Source organism: Citrobacter sp. KH_055_1 (genome assembly GCF_057838705.1).
In genome coordinates, this window is record NZ_CM174473.1 from 4282761 (window position 1) to 4302295 (window position 19535).

Here is a 19535-nt window from a genome sequence, read left to right on the forward strand (position 1 = left end):
TCGCTGCTGTGCGCCTGATTATCACTTTTCTGATGGCCTGGTGCCTCAGCCAGGGGGCGTACGCTGCGACGGCCCCCGATACCAAACAAATCACCCAGGAACTGGAGCAGGCCAAAGCGGCAAAACCCGCTCAGCCAGAAGCCGTCGAGGCGCTCCAGTCCGCGCTGAATGCCCTTGAAGAGCGTAAAGGCTCTCTCGAGCGCGCCGAACAGTATCAGCAGGTTATTGATAACTTCCCCAAGCTGTCCGCGACGCTACGCGCGCAGCTTAGCAACCTGCGCGATGAACCTCGCAGCATCCCCACGGACCTCTCGGCTGACGCCTTAAACCAGGAGATCCTGCAGGTCAGCAGCCAGTTGCTGGAAAAAAGCCGTCAGGCCCAGCAGGAGCAGGATCGCGCCCGCGAAATCGCCGATTCATTAAACCAGCTCCCTCAACAGCAAACCGATGCTCGCCGTCAATTAAATGAAATTGAACGACGCCTTGGCGCAGCCAGCGGTAATACGCCGCTCAATCAGTCGTTGCAGGCTGAATCCGCCAGACTCAAAGCGCTGGTCGATGAGCTGGAGCTGGCACAACTTTCCGCTAACAATCGTCAAGAACTGGCGCGTATGCGCTCCGAACTGGCCGAAAAACAGAGCCAGCAGCTCGACGCTTACCTGCAGGCATTACGAAATCAGCTCAATAGCCAGCGGCAGCGTGAAGCGGAGCGGGCGTTGGAAAGCACCGAACTGCTGGCAGAAAACAGTGCAGGACTGCCGGAAGGCATTGTCGATCAGTTTAAGGTCAACCGCGAACTGTCACAGGCGTTAAACCAACAGGCACAACGTATGGACCTGGTGGCGTCTCAGCAGCGTCAGGCCACCGGTCAAACGTTGCAGGTACGTCAGGCATTGAACACGCTGCGCGAGCAGTCACAGTGGCTGGGGGCGTCGAATATGCTGGGCGAAGCGCTTCGCGCGCAGGTTTCCCGTCTACCTGAAATGCCTAAGCCGCAACAGCTCGATACCGAAATGGCGCAGCTGCGCGTACATCGCATGCGCTATGAAGACCTCCTCAACAAACAGCCGCAGCTGCGCCAGATCCATCAAGCGGATGGACAGCCGCTTACCGCAGAGCAGACCCGTATTCTCAATGCCCAACTGCGTACCCAGCGTGAGCTGTTGAATTCCCTGCTACAGGGCGGCGATACGCTGATACTCGAGTTAACCAAGCTGAAAGTCTCCAATAGTCAGTTGGAAGATGCGCTGAAAGAGGTTAACGAAGCCACGCACCGCTATCTGTTCTGGACCTCTGACGTCAGCCCGATTTCACTCTCCTGGCCGGTCGATTTGGTTCAGGATCTGCGTCGTCTAATCTCATTAGATACGTTTAATCAGCTTGGTAAAGCCAGCGTCATGATGCTCACCAGTAAAGCCACGCTGCTGCCGCTGTTCGCCGCGCTGGTGCTGGTAGGGTTTAGCCTCTATTCGCGTAAGCACTTCACCCGCTTTCTTGAGCGATCGTCTGCGCGGGTCGGTAAAGTCACCCAGGATCACTTCTGGCTGACGATACGAACGGTATTCTGGTCAATTCTCGTTGCCTCGCCGCTGCCGGTGCTGTGGGCGACGCTGGGTTACGGCCTGCAGGAAGCCTGGCCCTATCCGCTGGCCGTCGCCATCGGCGATGGTGTGACCGCCACGGTGCCTATGCTGTGGGCGGTGATGATTTGCGCTACCTTTGCGCGGCCGAATGGTCTGTTCATCGCGCACTTTGGCTGGCCGCGCAACCGCGTCGCTAAAGCTATGCACTATTACCTGATGAGCATCGGACTGATTGTTCCGCTGATCATGGCGGTGATCATGTTTGATAATCTCAATGACCGGGAATTCTCCGCTTCATTAGGACGCCTGTGCTTTATGTTGATTTGTGGCGCACTGGCCATCGTCACTCTGAGCCTCAAGCGCGCCGGGATCCCGCTGTACCTCGACAAAGAGGGCAACGGCGACAACATGGTCAACAGCATGCTGTGGAATATGCTAATGGGTGCCCCGTTAGTTGCCATTCTTGCGGCCGCGGTAGGTTACCTGGCCACAGCACAGGCGCTGCTGGCCCGCCTGGAGACGTCTGTTGCTATATGGTTCTTGTTGCTGGTGGTTTATCACGTCATCCGCCGCTGGATGCTTATCCAGCGCCGTCGTCTGGCTTTTGACCGCGCCAAACACCGACGCGCAGAAATGCTGGCGCAGCGTGCACGTGGTGAAGAAGAACCCGCGCACTCCACCAGCCTGGAAGGAGCGATAGATATCGATGAAAGCGAAGTCGATCTGGACGCGATAAGCGCGCAGTCGCTGCGCCTGGTGCGGTCTATCCTGATGCTCATCGCCCTGCTTTCAGTCATCGTGCTGTGGTCAGAAATTCATTCCGCGTTCGGCTTCCTGGAAAATATCTCACTATGGGATGTGACGTCCACGGTGCAGGGCGTAGAAAGCTTAGAGCCGATTACGCTGGGCGCAGTGCTTATTGCCATTCTGGTGTTTATCATCACCACCCAGCTGGTGCGTAACCTGCCTGCACTGCTGGAACTGGCGCTGTTGCAGCACCTGGATTTAACACCAGGTACCGGTTACGCCATCACCACTATAACCAAGTATCTACTGATGCTAATTGGTGGCCTGGTGGGCTTCTCAATGATTGGTATTGAGTGGTCGAAACTGCAGTGGCTGGTTGCTGCTCTCGGTGTTGGTTTGGGCTTTGGTTTGCAAGAGATCTTCGCCAACTTTATATCCGGCCTGATCATCCTGTTTGAAAAACCAATTCGTATTGGCGACACGGTGACCATTCGCGACCTCACCGGCAGCGTGACCAAGATTAACACCCGCGCGACCACCATCAGCGACTGGGATCGTAAAGAGATCATCGTGCCCAACAAGGCGTTTATCACCGAGCAGTTTATCAACTGGTCGTTATCCGACTCAGTGACTCGTGTGGTATTGACCATTCCTGCACCGTCAGAAGCCAACAGCGAGGAGGTCACGCAAATCCTGCTCACTGCCGCCCAGCGCTGCTCACTGGTTATCGACACACCGGCGCCGGAAGTCTTCCTGGTTGACCTTCAGCAGGGGATTCAGATCTTTGAGCTGCGTATCTATGCCGCAGAGATGGGACACCGTATGCCATTGCGCCACGAGATCCACCAGCTGATTCTGGCGGGCTTCCGTGAGCACGGTATTGATATGCCATTCCCACCGTTCCAGATGCGTCTGGAGAGCCTCAGCGGAAAGCAAACGGGGAGAACGTTAAGTTCTGCGGGCAGAGGTAAGCGCCCGGCGGGAAGCTTGTAAACGTGAGTGGTGCCTGATGGCGGCTTCGCCTAATCCGGCCTACGAAGATGCTTCTTTAGTAGGCCGGATTAGGCAGGTCGTTTATTCAACCGCCCATTCAGGCTCATTGGCTATACGACGGCTGTAGTTCTGGTAAATCGCCATGGCTAACAACGAGAAGAAAATCGGCCCGCCGGTCATCCACAGTGCACTGTTCCAGTCGCCAGCTTCAATCACCGGCTGGATAATGGTGAACACGTTGGCGAACGTCACCACCAGCACCACGACACTCGTTGCCAGTAGCGTTGCGGCTCGGGTTTTAAATATCACAAACGGTCTTTCCAGACCGACGCGAGATTTAAAGAAAGGGAACGCCAGCGCGAGGAACAGATACGGCAGCGTCATCGAGACGTTCGCCATCAGCGTCAGCTTGTTATAGAACGCTGAGGCCGTATCGCCGCCAAACGACACCAGAAGAATAAACAGGCTCACCAGCAGACACTGCATCCACATCGCCGTCGTCGGCATCCCCATAGCGTTCAGTCTGGTCATCGGTGCAGGCCACAGTGCTTTTGGCGTCCCCTGAATAATCGCTTTCAGCGGCGAGTAGCTGAGCGTGAAGAATGCCCCGGTATAAGCAAGGAACATAGACAGGCCGGTAATACGCGCAAACCAGACGCCCGTAGTGATTGCCGCCTCAGGTGAAAGATGCAGCGCATGGCCCAGCGTCATCCCCAAACTCTTCATCAGGATATAAGTAATATTACCCAAGTTCACTGAACTATTACTTAATACATCCTGCCAGTTGGTACTCACGCCCCATAAAAAGATGGCCAGCGAATAACCCACTGAAATGACAATCGCCGCGAAGACAATGCCTTTCGCGAAGTTCTTTTCAGGTTTCTCTGTTTTATCAACCAGTCCACCCACGGCTTCTATTCCGCCATAGGCAAAAATAGCAAACACCACAAATGACAGCATGGCCAGACCGGACTGATATCCCGGATTCGGTGAAGAGACAAAATTAATATCCTGTGCAAAGTGGCCACCGGTTAATAACAAAATAGCGATACTCACTAACAACAGAACTAAATTAAGACACATGACGGCAATTCCGCCAACCGCCGTAATGCGAGCAATCTTATTAATACCCCGTGACGCTACGCCAGTCACCAACACCATCCAGCCAACAGCAAGCAGTCCGACGACCTGCGTGGGCTCAAACCCGGCGATACGCCAGGTCTGCGTCATATCCGCGCCGAATATAAAGGTGGAAAAAGGCACCCAGACTTTCGCCGCGGTGCTCACCATCCAGATAACGTAGGAAGAGAACCACATAAAGGTGCCGATAAACGCATAACGAGGTCCGACGCTATTATTCATCCACGAATAGATCCCACCCTCTTCTTTCCGATAGGCAGACCCCATTTCAGCCATCATTAAGGCAAATGGGATAAAGAATAATAATGCAGAAAATACATACCATGGAATGGCACTGTATCCCATTAAATAGAAAGCCGAGGGGCTATTAGCAAATCCAAAAACAGACGTAAATATCATCAGGATGAGACCAGTCAGGCTCATCTTTTTTATTGTTTGGGTCATTAAACTATCCCTTACTCTGGAGAGTGTTTATCAAACACCACTCACCGGTGAATACTGCCCCCTTGCAGAGATCAGCAATAAGAAAATCAACACAGGATTGATACCTGAATGCTAACAAAATTCCAGAGTTAAATTGTGGCTATTAGAGGGGAAATGAAAAAAGATGCTACAAAGTGGCGACTATGCGCCACTTTGCAATGCGGAGACGTGAATTACGCACGATCGACGGTAAAGGCGATAACATCAGCGAGGCTATCGGCCCCCAGTGCCAGCATAACCAGACGGTCGACGCCCAGCGCCACGCCTGAGCAATCCGGCATCCCAACTTTTAGCGCTTCAAGCAGATTGTTATCGATAGGCTGTTGCGGTAAGCCACGGGCGGCTCGTTTGCGGTTATCCTGTTCGAAGCGTTGCTGCTGCTCGCGTGCATCGGTCAACTCATGGAAACCATTCGCCAGCTCAATACCTTTGTAGTACACCTCAAAACGTTCGGCCACGCGGTGGTCTTCAGTACTGATTTGCGCCAACGACGCCTGGCTGGCCGGGAAATGATATACAAACGTCGGTTTATCTTTGCCAATGTGCGGTTCGACGCCCATCGCAAACAGCAGTTGCAGCAAGGTATCCCGGTCTTCTTCGGTGTCCGCGATATTGCTGAGATCCAGCTTAGCCGCCGCTTCGCGCAACTGTGTTTTATCCGCTGACAGCGGGTCGATTTCAAGATGACGCTGGAAGGCTTGCTGATAAGAGAGGCTTTCCGCCGGAGAGCAGTCCAGCACTTGCTGGAGCAAATCATCCACTTCATTCATCAGACGGTACATGTCGTAATGAGGACGGTACCACTCGAGCATGGTGAACTCGGGGTTATGGTGACGCCCCATCTCTTCGTTACGGAAACTGCGACACAGTTGGTAGACCGGACCACACCCTGCAACCAGCAGGCGCTTCATATGGTATTCCGGGCTGGTCATCAAATAGAGGTTCATGCCCTGAGAATGACCCGGGCCAACGAAACGCGTTTCGAACGGGAACAGATGAATATCCGTAACCGTCGCCTGACTCATACAAGGTGTCTCAACCTCAAGCACGCCACGGTCGGCAAAAAAGCGGCGGATTTCCGCTATAATTGCTGCACGTTTTAACAGATTGGGGATGGACGCGCTCGGCTGCCAGGTTGCCGTTTCGCTCATGGTTGTTTCTCCGATTTAAGACAAGGGCACGAAGTCTACTCGTAACGCGTTAGCGAGACAAATTTCGGGAGGGAATAACAAACACGGACAAGTTGATAAAAAAAGCAACATTGGGTGGTTTAGTAATTAAATTAATCAAAATCAATGATAATTCCCCCCTGTGATACGCTAAAAAAATCGAACACGTCAAATTTCCCGCTCCTCCCTGAGACTATACTATTGTACCTATAAAGGAGCAGTGGAAACGCGTTCATAACCCGTTTGACTCAGATGAAGCATCTGATTACGGGCGGGGATGAAATAACAACAATCTGGAGGAATGTCGTGCAAACCTTTCAAGCCGATCTTGCCATTATAGGCGCCGGTGGCGCGGGATTACGTGCTGCAATTGCTGCCGCACAAGCAAATCCCAACGCTAAAATCGCACTGATCTCAAAAGTGTACCCAATGCGCAGCCATACCGTTGCTGCCGAAGGCGGCTCTGCTGCTGTCGCGCAGGATCATGACAGCTTTGACTACCATTTTCACGATACGGTAGCTGGCGGAGACTGGCTGTGTGAGCAGGATGTCGTGGATTACTTTGTCCACCACTGCCCAACTGAAATGACGCAACTGGAACAATGGGGTTGCCCATGGAGCCGTCGTGAAGACGGTAGCGTCAACGTACGTCGCTTCGGCGGTATGAAAATTGAGCGCACCTGGTTTGCCGCGGATAAGACCGGCTTCCACATGCTGCATACGCTGTTCCAAACGTCTTTGCAGTTCCCGCAAATTCAGCGTTTCGACGAACACTTCGTCCTGGACATCCTGGTTGATGACGGTCAGGCTCGCGGCCTGGTTGCGATGAACATGATGGAAGGCACGCTGATGCAAATCCGTGCTAATGCGGTTGTCATGGCAACAGGCGGCGCTGGCCGTGTGTACCGTTACAACACCAACGGCGGCATCGTTACCGGCGACGGTATGGGCATGGCACTGAGCCACGGCGTTCCGCTGCGTGATATGGAATTCGTTCAGTATCACCCGACTGGTCTGCCAGGCTCCGGTATCCTGATGACCGAAGGCTGCCGCGGTGAAGGCGGTATTCTGGTCAACAAAGATGGCTATCGCTATCTGCAGGACTACGGCATGGGTCCGGAAACCCCACTGGGCGAGCCGAAGAACAAATACATGGAACTGGGTCCGCGCGACAAAGTTTCTCAGGCCTTCTGGCACGAATGGCGTAAAGGCAACACCATTTCCACACCACGTGGCGATGTGGTTTACCTCGACCTGCGTCACCTCGGTGAGAAAAAACTGCTCGAGCGCTTACCGTTCATCTGCGAACTGGCGAAAGCCTACGTGGGTGTCGATCCGGTTAAAGAACCGATCCCGGTACGTCCGACCGCGCACTACACCATGGGCGGTATTGAAACCGATCAGCACTGTGAAACCCGCATTAAAGGTCTGTTCGCCGTTGGTGAATGTTCCTCTGTTGGTCTGCATGGCGCTAACCGTCTGGGTTCTAACTCTCTGGCAGAACTGGTGGTCTTTGGCCGCATGGCGGGTGAACGTGCAGCAGAACGCGCTGCAACGGTAGGCGCAGCAAACGGTGCCGCACTCGACGCACAGGTTGCTGGCGTTGAAAAACGTCTGAAAGATCTGGTGAACCAGGAAGGTAACGAAAACTGGTCCAAAATCCGCGACGAAATGGGTCTGTCCATGGAAGAAGGTTGCGGTATCTACCGTACGCCGGAACTCATGCAGAAAACCGTTGATAAACTGGCCGAACTGCAGGAACGTTTCAAGCGCGTACGTATCACCGATACCTCCAGCGTCTTCAACACCGACTTGCTGTACACCATCGAACTGGGTCATGGTCTGAACGTTGCTGAATGTATGGCGCACTCTGCGCTGGCACGTAAAGAATCCCGCGGCGCGCACCAGCGTCTGGATGAAGGCTGCACCGAGCGTGATGACGTTAACTTCCTCAAACACACTCTCGCCTTCCGTGATGCTGACGGCACAACTCGCCTGGAATACAGCGACGTGAAAATCACCACTCTGCCGCCAGCTAAACGTATGTACGGTGGCGAAGCGGAAGCAGCCGATAAGAAGGAGAAGGCGAATGGCTGAGATGAAAAACCTGAAAGTTGAGGTGGTGCGCTATAACCCGGAAACCGATACCGCGCCGCACAGTGCTTTCTATGAAGTTCCTTATGATGAAACCACATCTCTACTGGATGCGTTGGGTTACATCAAAGATAACCTGGCACCGGACCTGAGCTACCGCTGGTCCTGCCGTATGGCAATCTGCGGCTCCTGCGGCATGATGGTCAACAACGTGCCTAAACTGGCGTGCAAAACCTTCCTGCGTGAATACACCAACGGTATGAAGGTTGAAGCGCTGGGCAACTTCCCGATCGAACGCGATCTGGTCGTCGATATGACGCACTTTATCGAAAGCCTGGAAGCGATCAAGCCGTACATCATTGGTAACCCGCGTACTCCGGATCAGGGTCCAAACACCCAGACTCCGGCGCAGATGGCGAAGTATCATCAGTTCTCCGGTTGCATCAACTGTGGTCTGTGCTATGCCGCGTGCCCGCAGTTCGGCCTGAACCCAGAGTTCATTGGACCGGCTGCAATCACCCTGGCGCATCGTTATAACGAAGATAGCCGCGACCACGGTAAGAAGGAGCGTATGGCTCAGTTGAACAGCCCGAACGGCGTCTGGTCCTGTACTTTCGTGGGCTACTGCTCCGAAGTCTGCCCGAAACACGTCGATCCGGCTGCGGCCATTCAGCAGGGTAAAGTTGAAAGTTCAAAAGACTTTCTTATCGCTACCCTGAAACCACGCTAAGGAGTGCACGATGACGACTAAACGCAAAGCCTATGTGCGGCCAATGACGTCCACTTGGTGGAAAAAACTGCCATTTTATCGTTTTTACATGCTGCGTGAAGGCACGGCAGTTCCGGCAGTCTGGTTCAGCATTGAACTGATTATCGGCCTGTTTGCACTCAAGCATGGTGCAGAGTCCTGGATGGGTTTTGTCGCCTTTTTACAAAACCCGGTGGTGGTAATTCTTAATATTATCGCCCTGGCTGCAGCGCTGCTGCATACCAAAACCTGGTTTGAGCTGGCGCCAAAAGCTGCCAACATCATCGTAAAAGACGAAAAAATGGGGCCAGAGCCGATCATCAAAGGTCTCTGGGCAGTTACTGTGGTTGCGACAGTAGTAATACTGTTTGTTGCCCTGTTCTGGTAAGGAGTCCGGAATGATTAATCCAAATCCAAAACGCTCTGACGAACCCGTATTCTGGGGCCTGTTTGGTGCAGGCGGTATGTGGAGCGCTATCATTGCGCCGGTGATGATCCTGTTGGTAGGCATTATGCTGCCGCTGGGCTTTGTTCCTGATGCTTTCAGCTATGAACGCGTACTGGCATTTGCTCAGAGCTTCATCGGACGTGCGTTCCTGTTCCTGATGATCGTTCTGCCGCTGTGGTGTGGTTTACACCGTATGCACCACGCGATGCATGACCTGAAAATCCACGTGCCGGCTGGCAAGTGGGTATTCTACGGTCTGGCTGCGATCCTGACCGTTGTAACGGCGATTGGTATTCTGACCATCTAATCGCTCCGCCCTCTTATCATCCGGTAAGAGGGCGTTTTTTCGCTCTCTCTTCCCTTAATTCCCCGCCAGGTTCTACACTTAGGAAAAACCTTAAAAGGAAAATCCTATGCGCTTGCTGCCTGTAGTTGCTGCCGTTACGGCTGCATTTCTGGTTGTCGCTTGCAGCTCCCCTACGCCGCCTGCAGGCGTGACCGTTGTCAATAACTTTGACGTTAAACGCTATCTCGGAACCTGGTACGAAATCGCGCGCTTCGATCATCGCTTCGAACGAGGACTGGAAAAGGTCACTGCAACCTACAGCTTACGCGATGACGGGGGTATCAACGTCATCAACAAAGGCTACAACCCCGACAGAAGCATGTGGCAAAAAACGGAAGGCAAGGCTTATTTCACTGGTGATCCTACGCGAGCGGCGCTGAAGGTGTCGTTCTTCGGTCCATTCTACGGTGGGTATAACGTGATTGCTCTCGATCGGGAGTATCGCCACGCGCTGGTTTGTGGCCCGGATCGCGACTACCTGTGGATCCTCTCACGTACCCCCACTATTTCAGACGAGATGAAACAGCAAATGCTGGCAGTCGCGGCCCGGGAAGGGTTTGAAGTGAACAAGCTAATTTGGGTAAAACAGCCTGGCGCCTAGTGGGTACTGAGCTTCAGACCAATAATTCCGGCGACAATCAGACCCAGACTCAGCAAACGTGCCGGACTGGCGGATTCCCCCAGCAGCAGGATACCGGTAATGGCCGCCCCTACCGCACCAATACCGGTCCAGACCGCATAAGCTGTTCCAACGGGCAACGTTCGCATCGCCCAGGAAAGCATGGCGATACTGACGATCATGGCCACAATGGTAATAATGCTCGGCGTCAGACGGGTAAAACCGTGGGTATATTTCAGGCCAATTGCCCATACGACTTCAAGCAGGCCAGCAATCAATAAAACGATCCAGGACATGTCAGGCTCCAGAATAACAATGGGGCCGTCCCCGGTGAGAGAAGCGTTTGCAGGTCGTCCTACAACGCTGAAGTATGAAAAAGCATTTTTGCCCGAAAGAAAATGAATTTCAACATTTTTATCCATTGCCTGCTTAAAGCAAGAATTGAGCACAAATAGCAGCGTAGTTCCCGCATTTGGCTGCCATTGGTCTTATCTATGATAAATGGCTTTCTGAAGTCAGGAAGCCGTTTTTCCCACTTCTGAATGCGAAAAGTTTATGCATAAAATTTTAGTGATTGACCGGTGCCACTTTACCCGTACAGGGGTCGAGGCCTTGCTTAATCATTCTGGTAGGTTTAATTCGTCGTTTCTGGTATCAGGAATCAATAACCTCTTACTGGCAAAAGAACATATTTCGCAGTGGAAACCGCATCTGGTGATCGCAGATTTATATGGTTTTCTCAGCGATGTACATGCCAGTCCGCCTATTGCGCCTTTTTTTATGAGCTGTGGTCTGATCCCCCTGATTTTACTGCAATCAGGAGACAGAAAGCCTGTACCCGCTCACAACCCGCAATACGCCGTCCATTCGGTATTATCCAAACGCACTACGCTCTCTGAGTTGTCAGACAGTATTCAGGATGCTCTCTGCGTTCGTCCTGCGCTAAAGACCACTAAAAACGCGACACCGCTGCTTACGCCGCAGGAAGAGAAAGTACTGTCGATGTGGATGGATGGCGTGAGTAACACTGCGATAGCCTCGGCACTCGGCATTCATGGCAAGACGGTTTACACCTATAAACGCAACATTCGCATCAAGCTGCATTTAGGAAACCGCTTTTCACCGTTTCTGTCGCTACCCGAGAAAATGAATTAACGGTACGACAGAGCGTCGTACCGTTCATGATTATTGCTGAGCTTTTGTCGCTGCACCAGAGATTGCGCTACCGCCTTCAGAAATATCCTGCCCAACACCTTTTGTTGTATTACACGCAGTCAACACTGAAGAAAGAACCAACACAGAAAAGAGCGCTGCAATTGTCTTTTTAACCATAACGTCTTCCTTTTCTAGCCAATATTGTTTGTGTATAGCTACTTAATGATAGACAAGATCCGGAAGGATGACGGAAAAACGCATATTTTTAAGACAATATGACAGGCTCAACTGGCCGCGTGAGAGATGGAATTACCAAGATGTTTGATGTCTTCACCGAAGCCACGTGCGGTATTACAGCCCGTCAGGAGTGTGCTGGTGAACAGGATAAGCATTACAAGACCGAGAAGACGTTTCATCATTCCTGCCCTGGAAAAGTATGGCGCAGCAGCCTGCGCCATCGATCAAATAGGATGTATTACTTAACGCGGGAAACGTATTCGCCTGAACGCGTATCCACTTTGATCACTTCGCCGATCTGTACGAACAGCGGAACTTTAACAACTGCGCCGGTAGACAGCGTCGCTGGTTTGCCACCCGTACCCGCGGTGTCACCTTTCAGACCCGGGTCAGTTTCAACGATTTCCAGCTCAACAAAGTTCGGTGGGGTCACGGAGATAGGCTGACCATTCCACAGGGTCACGATGCACTCAGCCTGATCCAACAGCCATTTAGCGCTATCGCCTACCGCTTTCGCGTCAGCAGCCAGCTGTTCGAAAGTGGAGTTGTTCATGAAATGATAGAACTCACCGTCGTTGTACAGGTAAGTCAGGTTCATATCTACAACGTCTGCGCCTTCAGCGGAGTCGGTGGATTTGAAGGTTTTCTCTACACGAGTACCGGTCAGCAGGCGGCGCAGCTTAACGCGCGCGAAAGCCTGGCCTTTACCCGGTTTAACGAATTCACTGGCTTCAACCGCATAAGGTTCGCCGTCCATCATGATTTTAAGACCGGCACGAAAATCGTTGCTATAGTAAGTCGCCATAAGGCCCTCTGAAATTGTTAACTGGTAGCTTAGCCACAAAATGGCGCATATTGTAACCCTAAACACCCCATCCAGAGAAGATTGGTTAGTACAACTTGCCGATGTTCTCACCGATCCGGATGAACTATTACGTCTTTTGAATATAGACGCTGATGAAAATATGCTCGCAGGTCGTGAGGCAAAACGTCTTTTTGCCCTGCGCGTCCCGCGATCGTTTATCGCGCGGATGGAAAAAGGCAACCCCAACGATCCGCTGCTGCGCCAGGTACTCACCTCCCAAGATGAATTTGTCGCCGCGCCAGGATTCTCGACCGACCCGCTGGAAGAACAGCACAGCGTCGTGCCGGGATTACTACATAAGTATCGCAATCGGGCGTTGCTGCTGGTAAAAGGCGGATGCGCGGTCAACTGTCGCTACTGCTTCCGTCGCCATTTCCCTTATGCCGATAACCAGGGGAATAAGCGTAACTGGCAGATTGCGTTAGATTACATCGCGGCGCACCCGGAGCTGGATGAGATTATCTTCTCCGGCGGCGATCCGTTAATGGCCAAAGACCACGAACTGGACTGGTTGCTCACGCAACTGGAAGCCATCCCACATATTAAGCGCCTGCGTATTCACAGCCGTTTGCCGATTGTCATCCCGGCGCGAATTACCGACGGATTGGTCGAGCGTTTTGCTCACTCTTCTCTGCAAGTTCTGCTGGTGAATCACATTAACCACGCCAACGAAATTGATGAGACATTTCGTCAGGCGATGGCAAAACTGCGTCGGATTGGCGTCACACTGCTCAACCAAAGCGTGTTATTGCGCGGCGTGAACGATAACGCCCAGACGCTGGCGAATCTTAGCAACGCGCTATTTGATGCCGGCGTGATGCCCTATTACCTGCACGTGCTGGATAAGGTGCAAGGGGCCGCACACTTTATGGTCAGCGACGATGAAGCGCGTCAAATCATGCGAGAACTGTTGACGCTGGTGTCTGGCTATATGGTCCCCAAACTGGCGCGTGAAATTGGCGGAGAGCCCAGTAAAACGCCGCTGGATCTGCAATTACGTCAGCAATAATCCAAATGAGTGTCCGTTTTCGGACACTCACTGCCAAATAATATAATTTCAATTTATTCAGTCCTTCTCTGACTTTTAATTTATGTTATTTTAGCGATAGCTATCTTTTAATATATTTATAAATCATATAAATAGATCAATATTTAGTTTTCCGTTGAATATTAGGTGAGAGAGAGAACCGCCGTGGCTATAACGATTAAAGGTATTAATACGGGCATTATTCGTCAAAAAAATGAGTTCATTGCGCTGGCATTAAAGATAAAGGAACCCAGAAATAAAGAGTCGCTGTTTTTTCTGTCACCATTCGGGCTACGAGACCTGCTTATCGCGCTGGAGAGCAGACTGCATACCAAGCACCTGTTGGGCGAGGATGCGCGTCTGCAGTATGAAAAAGCACGTGACAAAGTCAGTCAAAAAATGCATGAAAACATGCCATTAATTCAGGAGGATGAACTTAAAAATGCGGATATTAATCGTCGGATAAATTCACTGGTATTAGTAAGCGACGAAGGCGAAAACTTAACGCTCTCTCTTACACTGCATAATGGTCGAGTTTGCGAGCTATTAATTAATGAACTACAAATTACGGTACTGGCACATGCAATTATTCACGCAATAAATAATGCAGGGATGCGCGAATTAGCACTGCGTATCACATCGTTATTAGATTTCCTGCCTCTGTACGACATTGATTGCCTGGATAACGATAATCTTGAATACGATGCCTATACACAATCAGAATGGAAACATAATCTGTTTAATCATTATCTGGCTGTCATCTATCGCTATCAAGATAAAGCAGGGAAAGTTCGGTTCTGTGGTTCAGTGGTGAAAACTCGAGCCCCTTCGGATGATAAAGACGTAGAAGCGATCTCTCGTCGGCTTATCGACTTCAGCCCACGGCTAAAAAAACTGGCCGGTGTACCGTGCAAAGTGTTTGTCAGAACACTCACGGGGGATAAAACACAAAAGCTGACACAGGATCAGTGCCTGCGCGCGCTGCATCATTTACGCCTACAGTCTGCCAGTAAAGCGCAGAATGCCTGATGGCGCTGCGCTTATCAGGCCTACGCTCATGTGTACCGTAGGCCGGATAAGACGCTTCAGCGTCGCCATCCGGCATCAACAGCGTTTATCAATTAGGGCACTTATAAACCTGACCAATCATCTCGCTGGCGGTTGGGACAAAACTCGACAACATACCTTGTGATGGGCTGCTTACACCATAAATCACATTACCGCCCATTGCCGCAGCCTGGTTACGCAGATCGTTCGCCGCGCCGCGCATAGAGCCGCCCTCTTCGCCGTGCTGACCAGAAAGCCAGTTGCTCTGCTTACCTGTTGCGGTACCAATCAGCTGGCACTCGGCACCTGGCTTCTCTTCAACGAAGCGTACGCTTTGTCCGGCTGAACTCAGTTCGTTGCTGGAGCTACAACCCGCCATCAGTAGCGCGGCACCAACGATCCCTGCTAAATATTTCACGTGCATGTTATTCCCCATAATCAATGCGCTGGACGTTTTGTCCGTAGCTGAATCATATACTAAAAAGATGACCAAAAGAAAAACCCCCGGACATTTCTGCCCGGGGGTTTCTCATTTTTCGCGAGATGCGTATTTAATCAAATAATTCAAGTTGCAGCCAACGAACCTGCGGCTTGAAGTATGAAGATTAAATTACATCATGCCGCCCATTCCGCCCATGCCGCCCATACCACCAGCAGCACCTAAGTCAGCGGAATCGCCTTTCGGCAGGTCGGTTACCATGCACTCGGTGGTGATCATCAGACCCGCAACAGAAGCCGCGTACTGCAGAGCAGAACGGGTTACTTTAGTCGGATCCAGGATACCCATGTCGATCATGTTGCCGTATTCTTCAGTTGCAGCGTTGTAACCGTAGTTACCGTCACCCGCTTTCACGGTGTTAGCGACAACAGACGGTTCTTCGCCGCAGTTCAGAACGATCTGACGCAGCGGGGATTCCATTGCGCGCAGCGCAACTTTGATACCCACGTTCTGGTCTTCGTTCTGACCACGCAGTTCGCTCAGTTTGGATGCTACGCGGATCAGCGCAACACCACCACCAGCAACCACGCCTTCTTCTACCGCAGCACGGGTCGCGTGCAGGGCATCTTCAACGCGTGCTTTCTTCTCTTTCATTTCAACTTCGGTAGCAGCACCCACTTTGATGACTGCAACGCCGCCTGCCAGTTTCGCTACGCGCTCCTGCAGTTTTTCACGGTCGTAGTCAGAAGTTGCTTCTTCGATCTGCTGGCGAATCTGGGTTACACGACCCTGGATTGCCGCTTCTTCGCCCACACCATCGATGATGGTGGTGGTGTCTTTGTTGATCACAACGCGTTTTGCCTGGCCCAGATCTTCCAGGGTCGCTTTTTCCAGCTCCATACCGATCTCTTCAGAGATAACGGTACCGCCGGTCAGGGTCGCGATATCCTGCAGCATAGCTTTACGGCGGTCGCCGAAGCCAGGTGCTTTAACCGCAGCCACTTTCACGATGCCACGCATGGTGTTAACGACCAGGGTAGCCAGCGCTTCGCCTTCAACATCTTCAGCAATGATCAGCAGCGGTTTGCCTGCTTTCGCAACGGCTTCCAGAACCGGCAGCATTTCGCGGATGTTGGAGATTTTCTTATCAGCCAGCAGGATGAACGGCGTTTCCAGTTCTACTGCGCCCGTTTCCGGCTTGTTGATGAAGTAAGGAGACAGGTAGCCACGGTCGAACTGCATACCTTCAACTACGTCCAGTTCGTCCTGCAGACCGGTACCGTCTTCAACGGTGATCACGCCTTCTTTACCGACTTTGTCCATCGCTTCTGCGATCAGTTTACCTACGGTTTCGTCGGAGTTAGCGGAGATGGTACCAACCTGAGCAATCGCTTTAGAGTCGGAGCACGGTACGGACAGGGCTTTCAGTTCTTCAACCGCAGCAGCGACAGCTTTGTCGATACCACGTTTCAGATCCATCGGGTTCATACCCGCAGCAACAGCCTTCAGGCCTTCAGTGATGATGGACTGAGCCAGTACGGTCGCAGTAGTCGTACCGTCACCTGCAGCGTCGTTCGCTTTAGAGGCAACTTCTTTCACCATCTGCGCGCCCATGTTTTCGAACTTGTCTTCCAGCTCGATTTCACGTGCTACGGAAACACCATCTTTAGTGATAGCTGGGGCACCGAAAGATTTATCCAGAACCACGTTACGGCCTTTCGGACCGAGGGTAACTTTTACTGCGTCTGCCAGTACGTTCACGCCGCGCAGCATTTTCACACGAGCGTCGTTACCGAATTTTACGTCTTTAGCTGCCATTTTCTCTTTCCCTTAAATTCGTATGTTCAGTGTCGTTCGCGGATTAAGCTTCAACAATCGCCAGGATGTCACTTTCAGACATGATCAACACTTCTTCATTGTCGATCTTCTCAGATTTAACACCGTAGCCATCGTTGAAAATGACGATATCGCCAACTTTCACGTCCAGCGGCTGTACGGTACCGTTGTCCAGGATGCGACCCTTACCGACAGCGATGATTTCGCCACGAGTTGATTTACCCGCTGCGGAACCGGTCAGTACGATGCCGCCAGCAGATTTGGATTCAACTTCTTTACGTTTGACGATCACACGATCATGTAACGGACGAATACTCATTGATAGCTCTCCTTTGAGAAAGTCTTTATCAGTTATGGGTGGCGCCGGCCCGTGAACGGTTTACCGGCTAGTGACCAGAGAGATGGGGATGGGGTTTTCTCCCTTCAAGGGGGCAAGCGAAAAATTTTTTTTATCAGGAGAAAATCCCGCCAAAACACCGACACACCTCACATTTAATACCGATTTCAGTCACGTCGTCATAAGCAAATCCGATTGTGATACCATCGAAAATCTGCGCTGTAGCCTATTTAACGGGCATAATCGGATAACAATTTATGAGTGGACTGAAGCAAGAGCTGGGGCTGGCTCAGGGCATTGGCCTGTTGTCGACATCATTGTTAGGGACAGGCGTTTTTGCTGTTCCCGCATTGGCTGCCCTGGTGGCGGGTAACAATAGCCTGTGGGCCTGGCCGGTCCTCATTCTTCTAGTCTTCCCCGTAGCGATTGTCTTTGCCGTGCTCGGTCGCCATTACCCCAGCGCCGGCGGTGTGGCACATTTTGTCGGCATGGCCTTTGGCTCTCGCCTGGAGCGTGTTACCGGCTGGCTGTTTTTATCGGTGATTCCGGTCGGGCTGCCAGCGGCATTGCACATTGCCGCCGGATTCGGTCAAGCCATGTTTGGCTGGCATGGCTGGCAGCTTTTGTTGGCAGAACTCGGTACGCTGGCGTTGGTTTGGTATGTGGGTTCCCGCGGTGCCAGCTCCAGTGCAAACCTGCAAACGGTTATCGCCGGGCTGATTGTTGCCCTGATCGTTGGCATCTGGTGGGCGGGTGAACTTAAACCCGGCGAAATCCCCTTTCCTGCCATTACCGATGTTGAACTGCCTGGGCTATTCGCGGCGCTGTCGGTGATGTTCTGGTGTTTTGTCGGTCTTGAAGCATTCGCACACTTGGCCTCGGAGTTCAAAAAACCGGAGCGAGACTTTCCCCGTGCACTGATGATCGGCCTGCTACTGGCCGGTTCAGTCTACTGGGCATGTACGGTCGTGGTACTACATTTTGGCGCCTATGGTGAGCAAATGGCTGCGGCAGCATCGCTACCTAATATTGTCGTGCAACTGTTTGGCGTACAAGCTCTGTGGGTAGCCTGCATCATTGGTTATCTGGCCTGCTTTGCCAGCCTGAACATTTATATTCAGAGTTTCTCCCGCCTGGTGTGGTCGCAAGCGCAATATAAGCCGGAGAGTTACCTGGCTCGCTTGTCCCCTCTCCATCTTCCGCGCAATGCTTTGAACGCGGTGTTAGCTTGCTGCGTGGTCAGCACATTGTGCATCTATATACTGCAAATCAACCTTGATGCATTAATCATCTATGCCAACGGCATCTTTATTATGATTTATCTGCTGTGCATGCTGGCAGGGTGCCGACTGCTAAAAGGACATTATCGTGCGTTGGCGGTGATTGGCTGTCTGTTGTGCCTGTTGCTGCTGGCAATGGTTGGCTGGAAGAGTCTGTATGCACTGGTTATGCTGGCTGGACTGTGGTTGTTACTGCCAAAAAGGAAAGTGGCTGAAAATAGACTGTAGGCCGAATAAGCATTAGCGCCATCCGGCAAAAAAGCCCGGTGGCGCTATGCTTACCGGGCCTACGGAATCAATCCCGACGGTCGTCGTCTTTATGATCAAGGCGGTTGCGCTCATCATCTTTACGCTGGAACTCGCCGTCAAAGGTCTCGCCCCCACCAGTTCCTGCACTAAAGCCGCCCCCCGGCATACGAGAAAAGCGCAGGTGCGGCAGCAGCTTCATGGTCAGATGCTTCTGCACCGGAGGTAATAAAAGAAGAAGACCAAGGAAATCTGTGAAGAAGCCCGGCAGCACCAGCAGCAAACCAGCAATAATCAGCGACACGCTCTTTATCATTTCTTCAGCAGGACTTTCACCCGCCGCCATTTTTTGTTGCATCAACAAAAAGTTCTTAAACCCTTGGTTACGAACCAGAGACATACCGATAACCGAGGTAAAAATGACCAAAATCAGCGTCATCAGAACACCCATAACATGGGCAACCTGAATGAAAATAGATATCTCTATGTAAACATAGAGAAAAATGGCAAGTAATGGTATCCAGCGCAAAGGACTCTCCTGTAAATAACAGCCGTTTTCGCCACGTCTGTCCGAATGGTTATGTGACTCGCATCGGAAAGATGTGGGGGGAATTAGCAAAATTTCAAGCGGGTTCTACACTTATTTTTGGTATTAATCCTAAAGGGGTGATCTATTTCACAGAATAATAATTAAGG

20 protein-coding genes are annotated in these 19535 nt (G+C 51.9%); 10 read left to right on the top strand and 10 right to left on the bottom strand.

What is annotated here, in order from left to right; genetic code table 11:
* Positions 1–8: 8 nt before the first annotated feature.
* Entirely contained in the window at positions 9–3323 is a 3315-nt protein-coding gene (mscM, locus tag AC3ITF_RS20180; RefSeq protein WP_096758598.1) for a miniconductance mechanosensitive channel MscM, read from the top strand.
* 81 nt (positions 3324–3404) lie between these two features.
* Here the strand turns inward: mscM and yjeM are convergent, their stop codons facing one another.
* Complete coding sequence (gene yjeM / locus AC3ITF_RS20185) at positions 3405–4907, bottom strand: glutamate/gamma-aminobutyrate family transporter YjeM (protein ID WP_135912694.1); 1503 nt, start codon at positions 4905–4907, stop codon at positions 3405–3407.
* A 212-nt stretch (positions 4908–5119) separates the two neighbouring features.
* Positions 5120–6097, bottom strand: coding sequence for an elongation factor P--(R)-beta-lysine ligase (gene epmA, locus AC3ITF_RS20190; protein WP_096758600.1), 978 nt, complete (start codon positions 6095–6097; stop codon positions 5120–5122).
* 324 nt (positions 6098–6421) lie between these two features.
* Between epmA and frdA the strand changes: the two genes are divergently transcribed.
* From frdA to AC3ITF_RS20215, 5 genes are all read left to right on the top strand, one after another.
* Entirely contained in the window at positions 6422–8212 is a 1791-nt protein-coding gene (gene frdA / locus AC3ITF_RS20195) for a fumarate reductase (quinol) flavoprotein subunit (protein ID WP_117342443.1), read from the top strand.
* Entirely contained in the window at positions 8205–8939 is a 735-nt protein-coding gene (gene frdB / locus AC3ITF_RS20200; RefSeq protein ID WP_096758601.1) for a fumarate reductase iron-sulfur protein, read from the top strand. The genes frdA and frdB overlap by 8 nt, the downstream gene beginning before the upstream one ends.
* 10 nt (positions 8940–8949) lie before the next feature.
* Positions 8950–9345 carry a fumarate reductase subunit FrdC gene (frdC, locus tag AC3ITF_RS20205; RefSeq protein WP_003025537.1) on the top strand — a complete coding sequence of 132 codons (396 nt, stop codon included), beginning with the start codon at positions 8950–8952 and terminating at the stop codon, positions 9343–9345.
* A gap of 10 nt (positions 9346–9355) precedes the next feature.
* The gene (gene frdD / locus AC3ITF_RS20210) at positions 9356–9712 is read left to right on the top strand and encodes a fumarate reductase subunit FrdD (protein WP_003025535.1); all 357 of its coding nucleotides are present in this window, start codon (positions 9356–9358) and stop codon (positions 9710–9712) included.
* A 106-nt stretch (positions 9713–9818) separates the two neighbouring features.
* Positions 9819–10352, top strand: coding sequence for a lipocalin family protein (locus AC3ITF_RS20215; protein WP_489175970.1), 534 nt, complete (start codon positions 9819–9821; stop codon positions 10350–10352).
* Here AC3ITF_RS20215 and sugE read toward each other — a convergent pair.
* Positions 10349–10666, bottom strand: a complete 318-nt coding sequence (sugE, locus tag AC3ITF_RS20220; RefSeq protein WP_016151397.1) for a quaternary ammonium compound efflux SMR transporter SugE — start codon at positions 10664–10666, stop codon at positions 10349–10351. The two genes, AC3ITF_RS20215 and sugE, sit on opposite strands and share 4 nt — an antisense overlap.
* Positions 10667–10925: 259 nt before the next feature.
* Between sugE and AC3ITF_RS20225 the strand changes: the two genes are divergently transcribed.
* On the top strand, positions 10926–11525 hold the full coding sequence (locus AC3ITF_RS20225) for a helix-turn-helix domain-containing protein (protein ID WP_096758603.1): 600 nt from the start codon (positions 10926–10928) through the stop codon (positions 11523–11525).
* A 30-nt stretch (positions 11526–11555) separates the two neighbouring features.
* Here AC3ITF_RS20225 and ecnB read toward each other — a convergent pair whose 3' ends face one another.
* The 3 genes from ecnB to efp form a co-directional block, all read right to left on the bottom strand.
* Positions 11556–11702 carry a lipoprotein toxin entericidin B gene (gene ecnB, locus AC3ITF_RS20230; protein WP_096758604.1) on the bottom strand — a complete coding sequence of 49 codons (147 nt, stop codon included), beginning with the start codon at positions 11700–11702 and terminating at the stop codon, positions 11556–11558.
* 107 nt (positions 11703–11809) lie between these two features.
* A complete protein-coding gene (gene ecnA / locus AC3ITF_RS20235) occupies positions 11810–11944 on the bottom strand; it encodes a lipoprotein antitoxin entericidin A (protein WP_043018154.1) in 135 nt (44 codons plus the stop codon).
* Between the two features lie 56 nt (positions 11945–12000).
* Positions 12001–12567 (bottom strand): elongation factor P, encoded by a 567-nt coding sequence (efp, locus tag AC3ITF_RS20240; protein ID WP_096758605.1) that lies wholly within the window; start codon positions 12565–12567, stop codon positions 12001–12003.
* Between the two features lie 40 nt (positions 12568–12607).
* Between efp and epmB the strand changes: the two genes are divergently transcribed.
* Positions 12608–13636: an EF-P beta-lysylation protein EpmB gene (epmB, locus tag AC3ITF_RS20245; protein WP_096758606.1), complete on the top strand. Its 1029-nt coding sequence runs from the start codon at positions 12608–12610 to the stop codon at positions 13634–13636.
* Positions 13637–13819: 183 nt separating this feature from the next.
* Positions 13820–14683: a YjeJ family protein gene (yjeJ, locus tag AC3ITF_RS20250; protein ID WP_135912696.1), complete on the top strand. Its 864-nt coding sequence runs from the start codon at positions 13820–13822 to the stop codon at positions 14681–14683.
* 88 nt (positions 14684–14771) lie between these two features.
* Here yjeJ and AC3ITF_RS20255 read toward each other — a convergent pair whose 3' ends face one another.
* The 3 genes from AC3ITF_RS20255 to AC3ITF_RS20265 form a co-directional block, all read right to left on the bottom strand.
* Positions 14772–15125, bottom strand: coding sequence for a DUF4156 domain-containing protein (locus AC3ITF_RS20255; RefSeq protein WP_042999161.1), 354 nt, complete (start codon positions 15123–15125; stop codon positions 14772–14774).
* 186 nt (positions 15126–15311) lie between these two features.
* Positions 15312–16958, bottom strand: a complete 1647-nt coding sequence (gene groL, locus AC3ITF_RS20260; RefSeq protein ID WP_096758608.1) for a chaperonin GroEL — start codon at positions 16956–16958, stop codon at positions 15312–15314.
* Positions 16959–17001: 43 nt separating this feature from the next.
* Positions 17002–17295 carry a co-chaperone GroES gene (locus AC3ITF_RS20265; protein ID WP_000027827.1) on the bottom strand — a complete coding sequence of 98 codons (294 nt, stop codon included), beginning with the start codon at positions 17293–17295 and terminating at the stop codon, positions 17002–17004.
* A 275-nt stretch (positions 17296–17570) separates the two neighbouring features.
* Between AC3ITF_RS20265 and yjeH the strand changes: the two genes are divergently transcribed.
* Complete coding sequence (yjeH, locus tag AC3ITF_RS20270; protein WP_489175971.1) at positions 17571–18821, top strand: L-methionine/branched-chain amino acid transporter; 1251 nt, start codon at positions 17571–17573, stop codon at positions 18819–18821.
* A gap of 67 nt (positions 18822–18888) precedes the next feature.
* Here yjeH and AC3ITF_RS20275 read toward each other — a convergent pair whose 3' ends face one another.
* On the bottom strand, positions 18889–19368 hold the full coding sequence (locus tag AC3ITF_RS20275) for an FxsA family protein (protein ID WP_115259635.1): 480 nt from the start codon (positions 19366–19368) through the stop codon (positions 18889–18891).
* Positions 19369–19535 lie beyond the last annotated feature (167 nt).

Bases quoted from the DNA above. Each gene is read 5' to 3' on its own strand.
- AC3ITF_RS20225 (WP_096758603.1), top strand. From the start codon at position 10,926: ATGCATAAAATTTTAGTGATTGACCGGTGCCACTTTACCCGTACAGGG.
- epmA (WP_096758600.1), bottom strand. From the start codon at position 6,097: ATGAGCGAAACGGCAACCTGGCAGCCGAGCGCGTCCATCCCCAATCTG.
- ecnA (WP_043018154.1), bottom strand. From the start codon at position 11,944: ATGATGAAACGTCTTCTCGGTCTTGTAATGCTTATCCTGTTCACCAGC.
- AC3ITF_RS20255 (WP_042999161.1), bottom strand. From the start codon at position 15,125: ATGCACGTGAAATATTTAGCAGGGATCGTTGGTGCCGCGCTACTGATG.
- sugE (WP_016151397.1), bottom strand. From the start codon at position 10,666: ATGTCCTGGATCGTTTTATTGATTGCTGGCCTGCTTGAAGTCGTATGG.
- AC3ITF_RS20265 (WP_000027827.1), bottom strand. From the start codon at position 17,295: ATGAGTATTCGTCCGTTACATGATCGTGTGATCGTCAAACGTAAAGAA.
- ecnB (WP_096758604.1), bottom strand. From the start codon at position 11,702: ATGGTTAAAAAGACAATTGCAGCGCTCTTTTCTGTGTTGGTTCTTTCT.
- frdC (WP_003025537.1), top strand. From the start codon at position 8,950: ATGACGACTAAACGCAAAGCCTATGTGCGGCCAATGACGTCCACTTGG.
- groL (WP_096758608.1), bottom strand. From the start codon at position 16,958: ATGGCAGCTAAAGACGTAAAATTCGGTAACGACGCTCGTGTGAAAATG.
- epmB (WP_096758606.1), top strand. From the start codon at position 12,608: ATGGCGCATATTGTAACCCTAAACACCCCATCCAGAGAAGATTGGTTA.
- yjeH (WP_489175971.1), top strand. From the start codon at position 17,571: ATGAGTGGACTGAAGCAAGAGCTGGGGCTGGCTCAGGGCATTGGCCTG.
- efp (WP_096758605.1), bottom strand. From the start codon at position 12,567: ATGGCGACTTACTATAGCAACGATTTTCGTGCCGGTCTTAAAATCATG.
- AC3ITF_RS20215 (WP_489175970.1), top strand. From the start codon at position 9,819: ATGCGCTTGCTGCCTGTAGTTGCTGCCGTTACGGCTGCATTTCTGGTT.
- yjeM (WP_135912694.1), bottom strand. From the start codon at position 4,907: ATGACCCAAACAATAAAAAAGATGAGCCTGACTGGTCTCATCCTGATG.
- frdD (WP_003025535.1), top strand. From the start codon at position 9,356: ATGATTAATCCAAATCCAAAACGCTCTGACGAACCCGTATTCTGGGGC.
- frdB (WP_096758601.1), top strand. From the start codon at position 8,205: ATGGCTGAGATGAAAAACCTGAAAGTTGAGGTGGTGCGCTATAACCCG.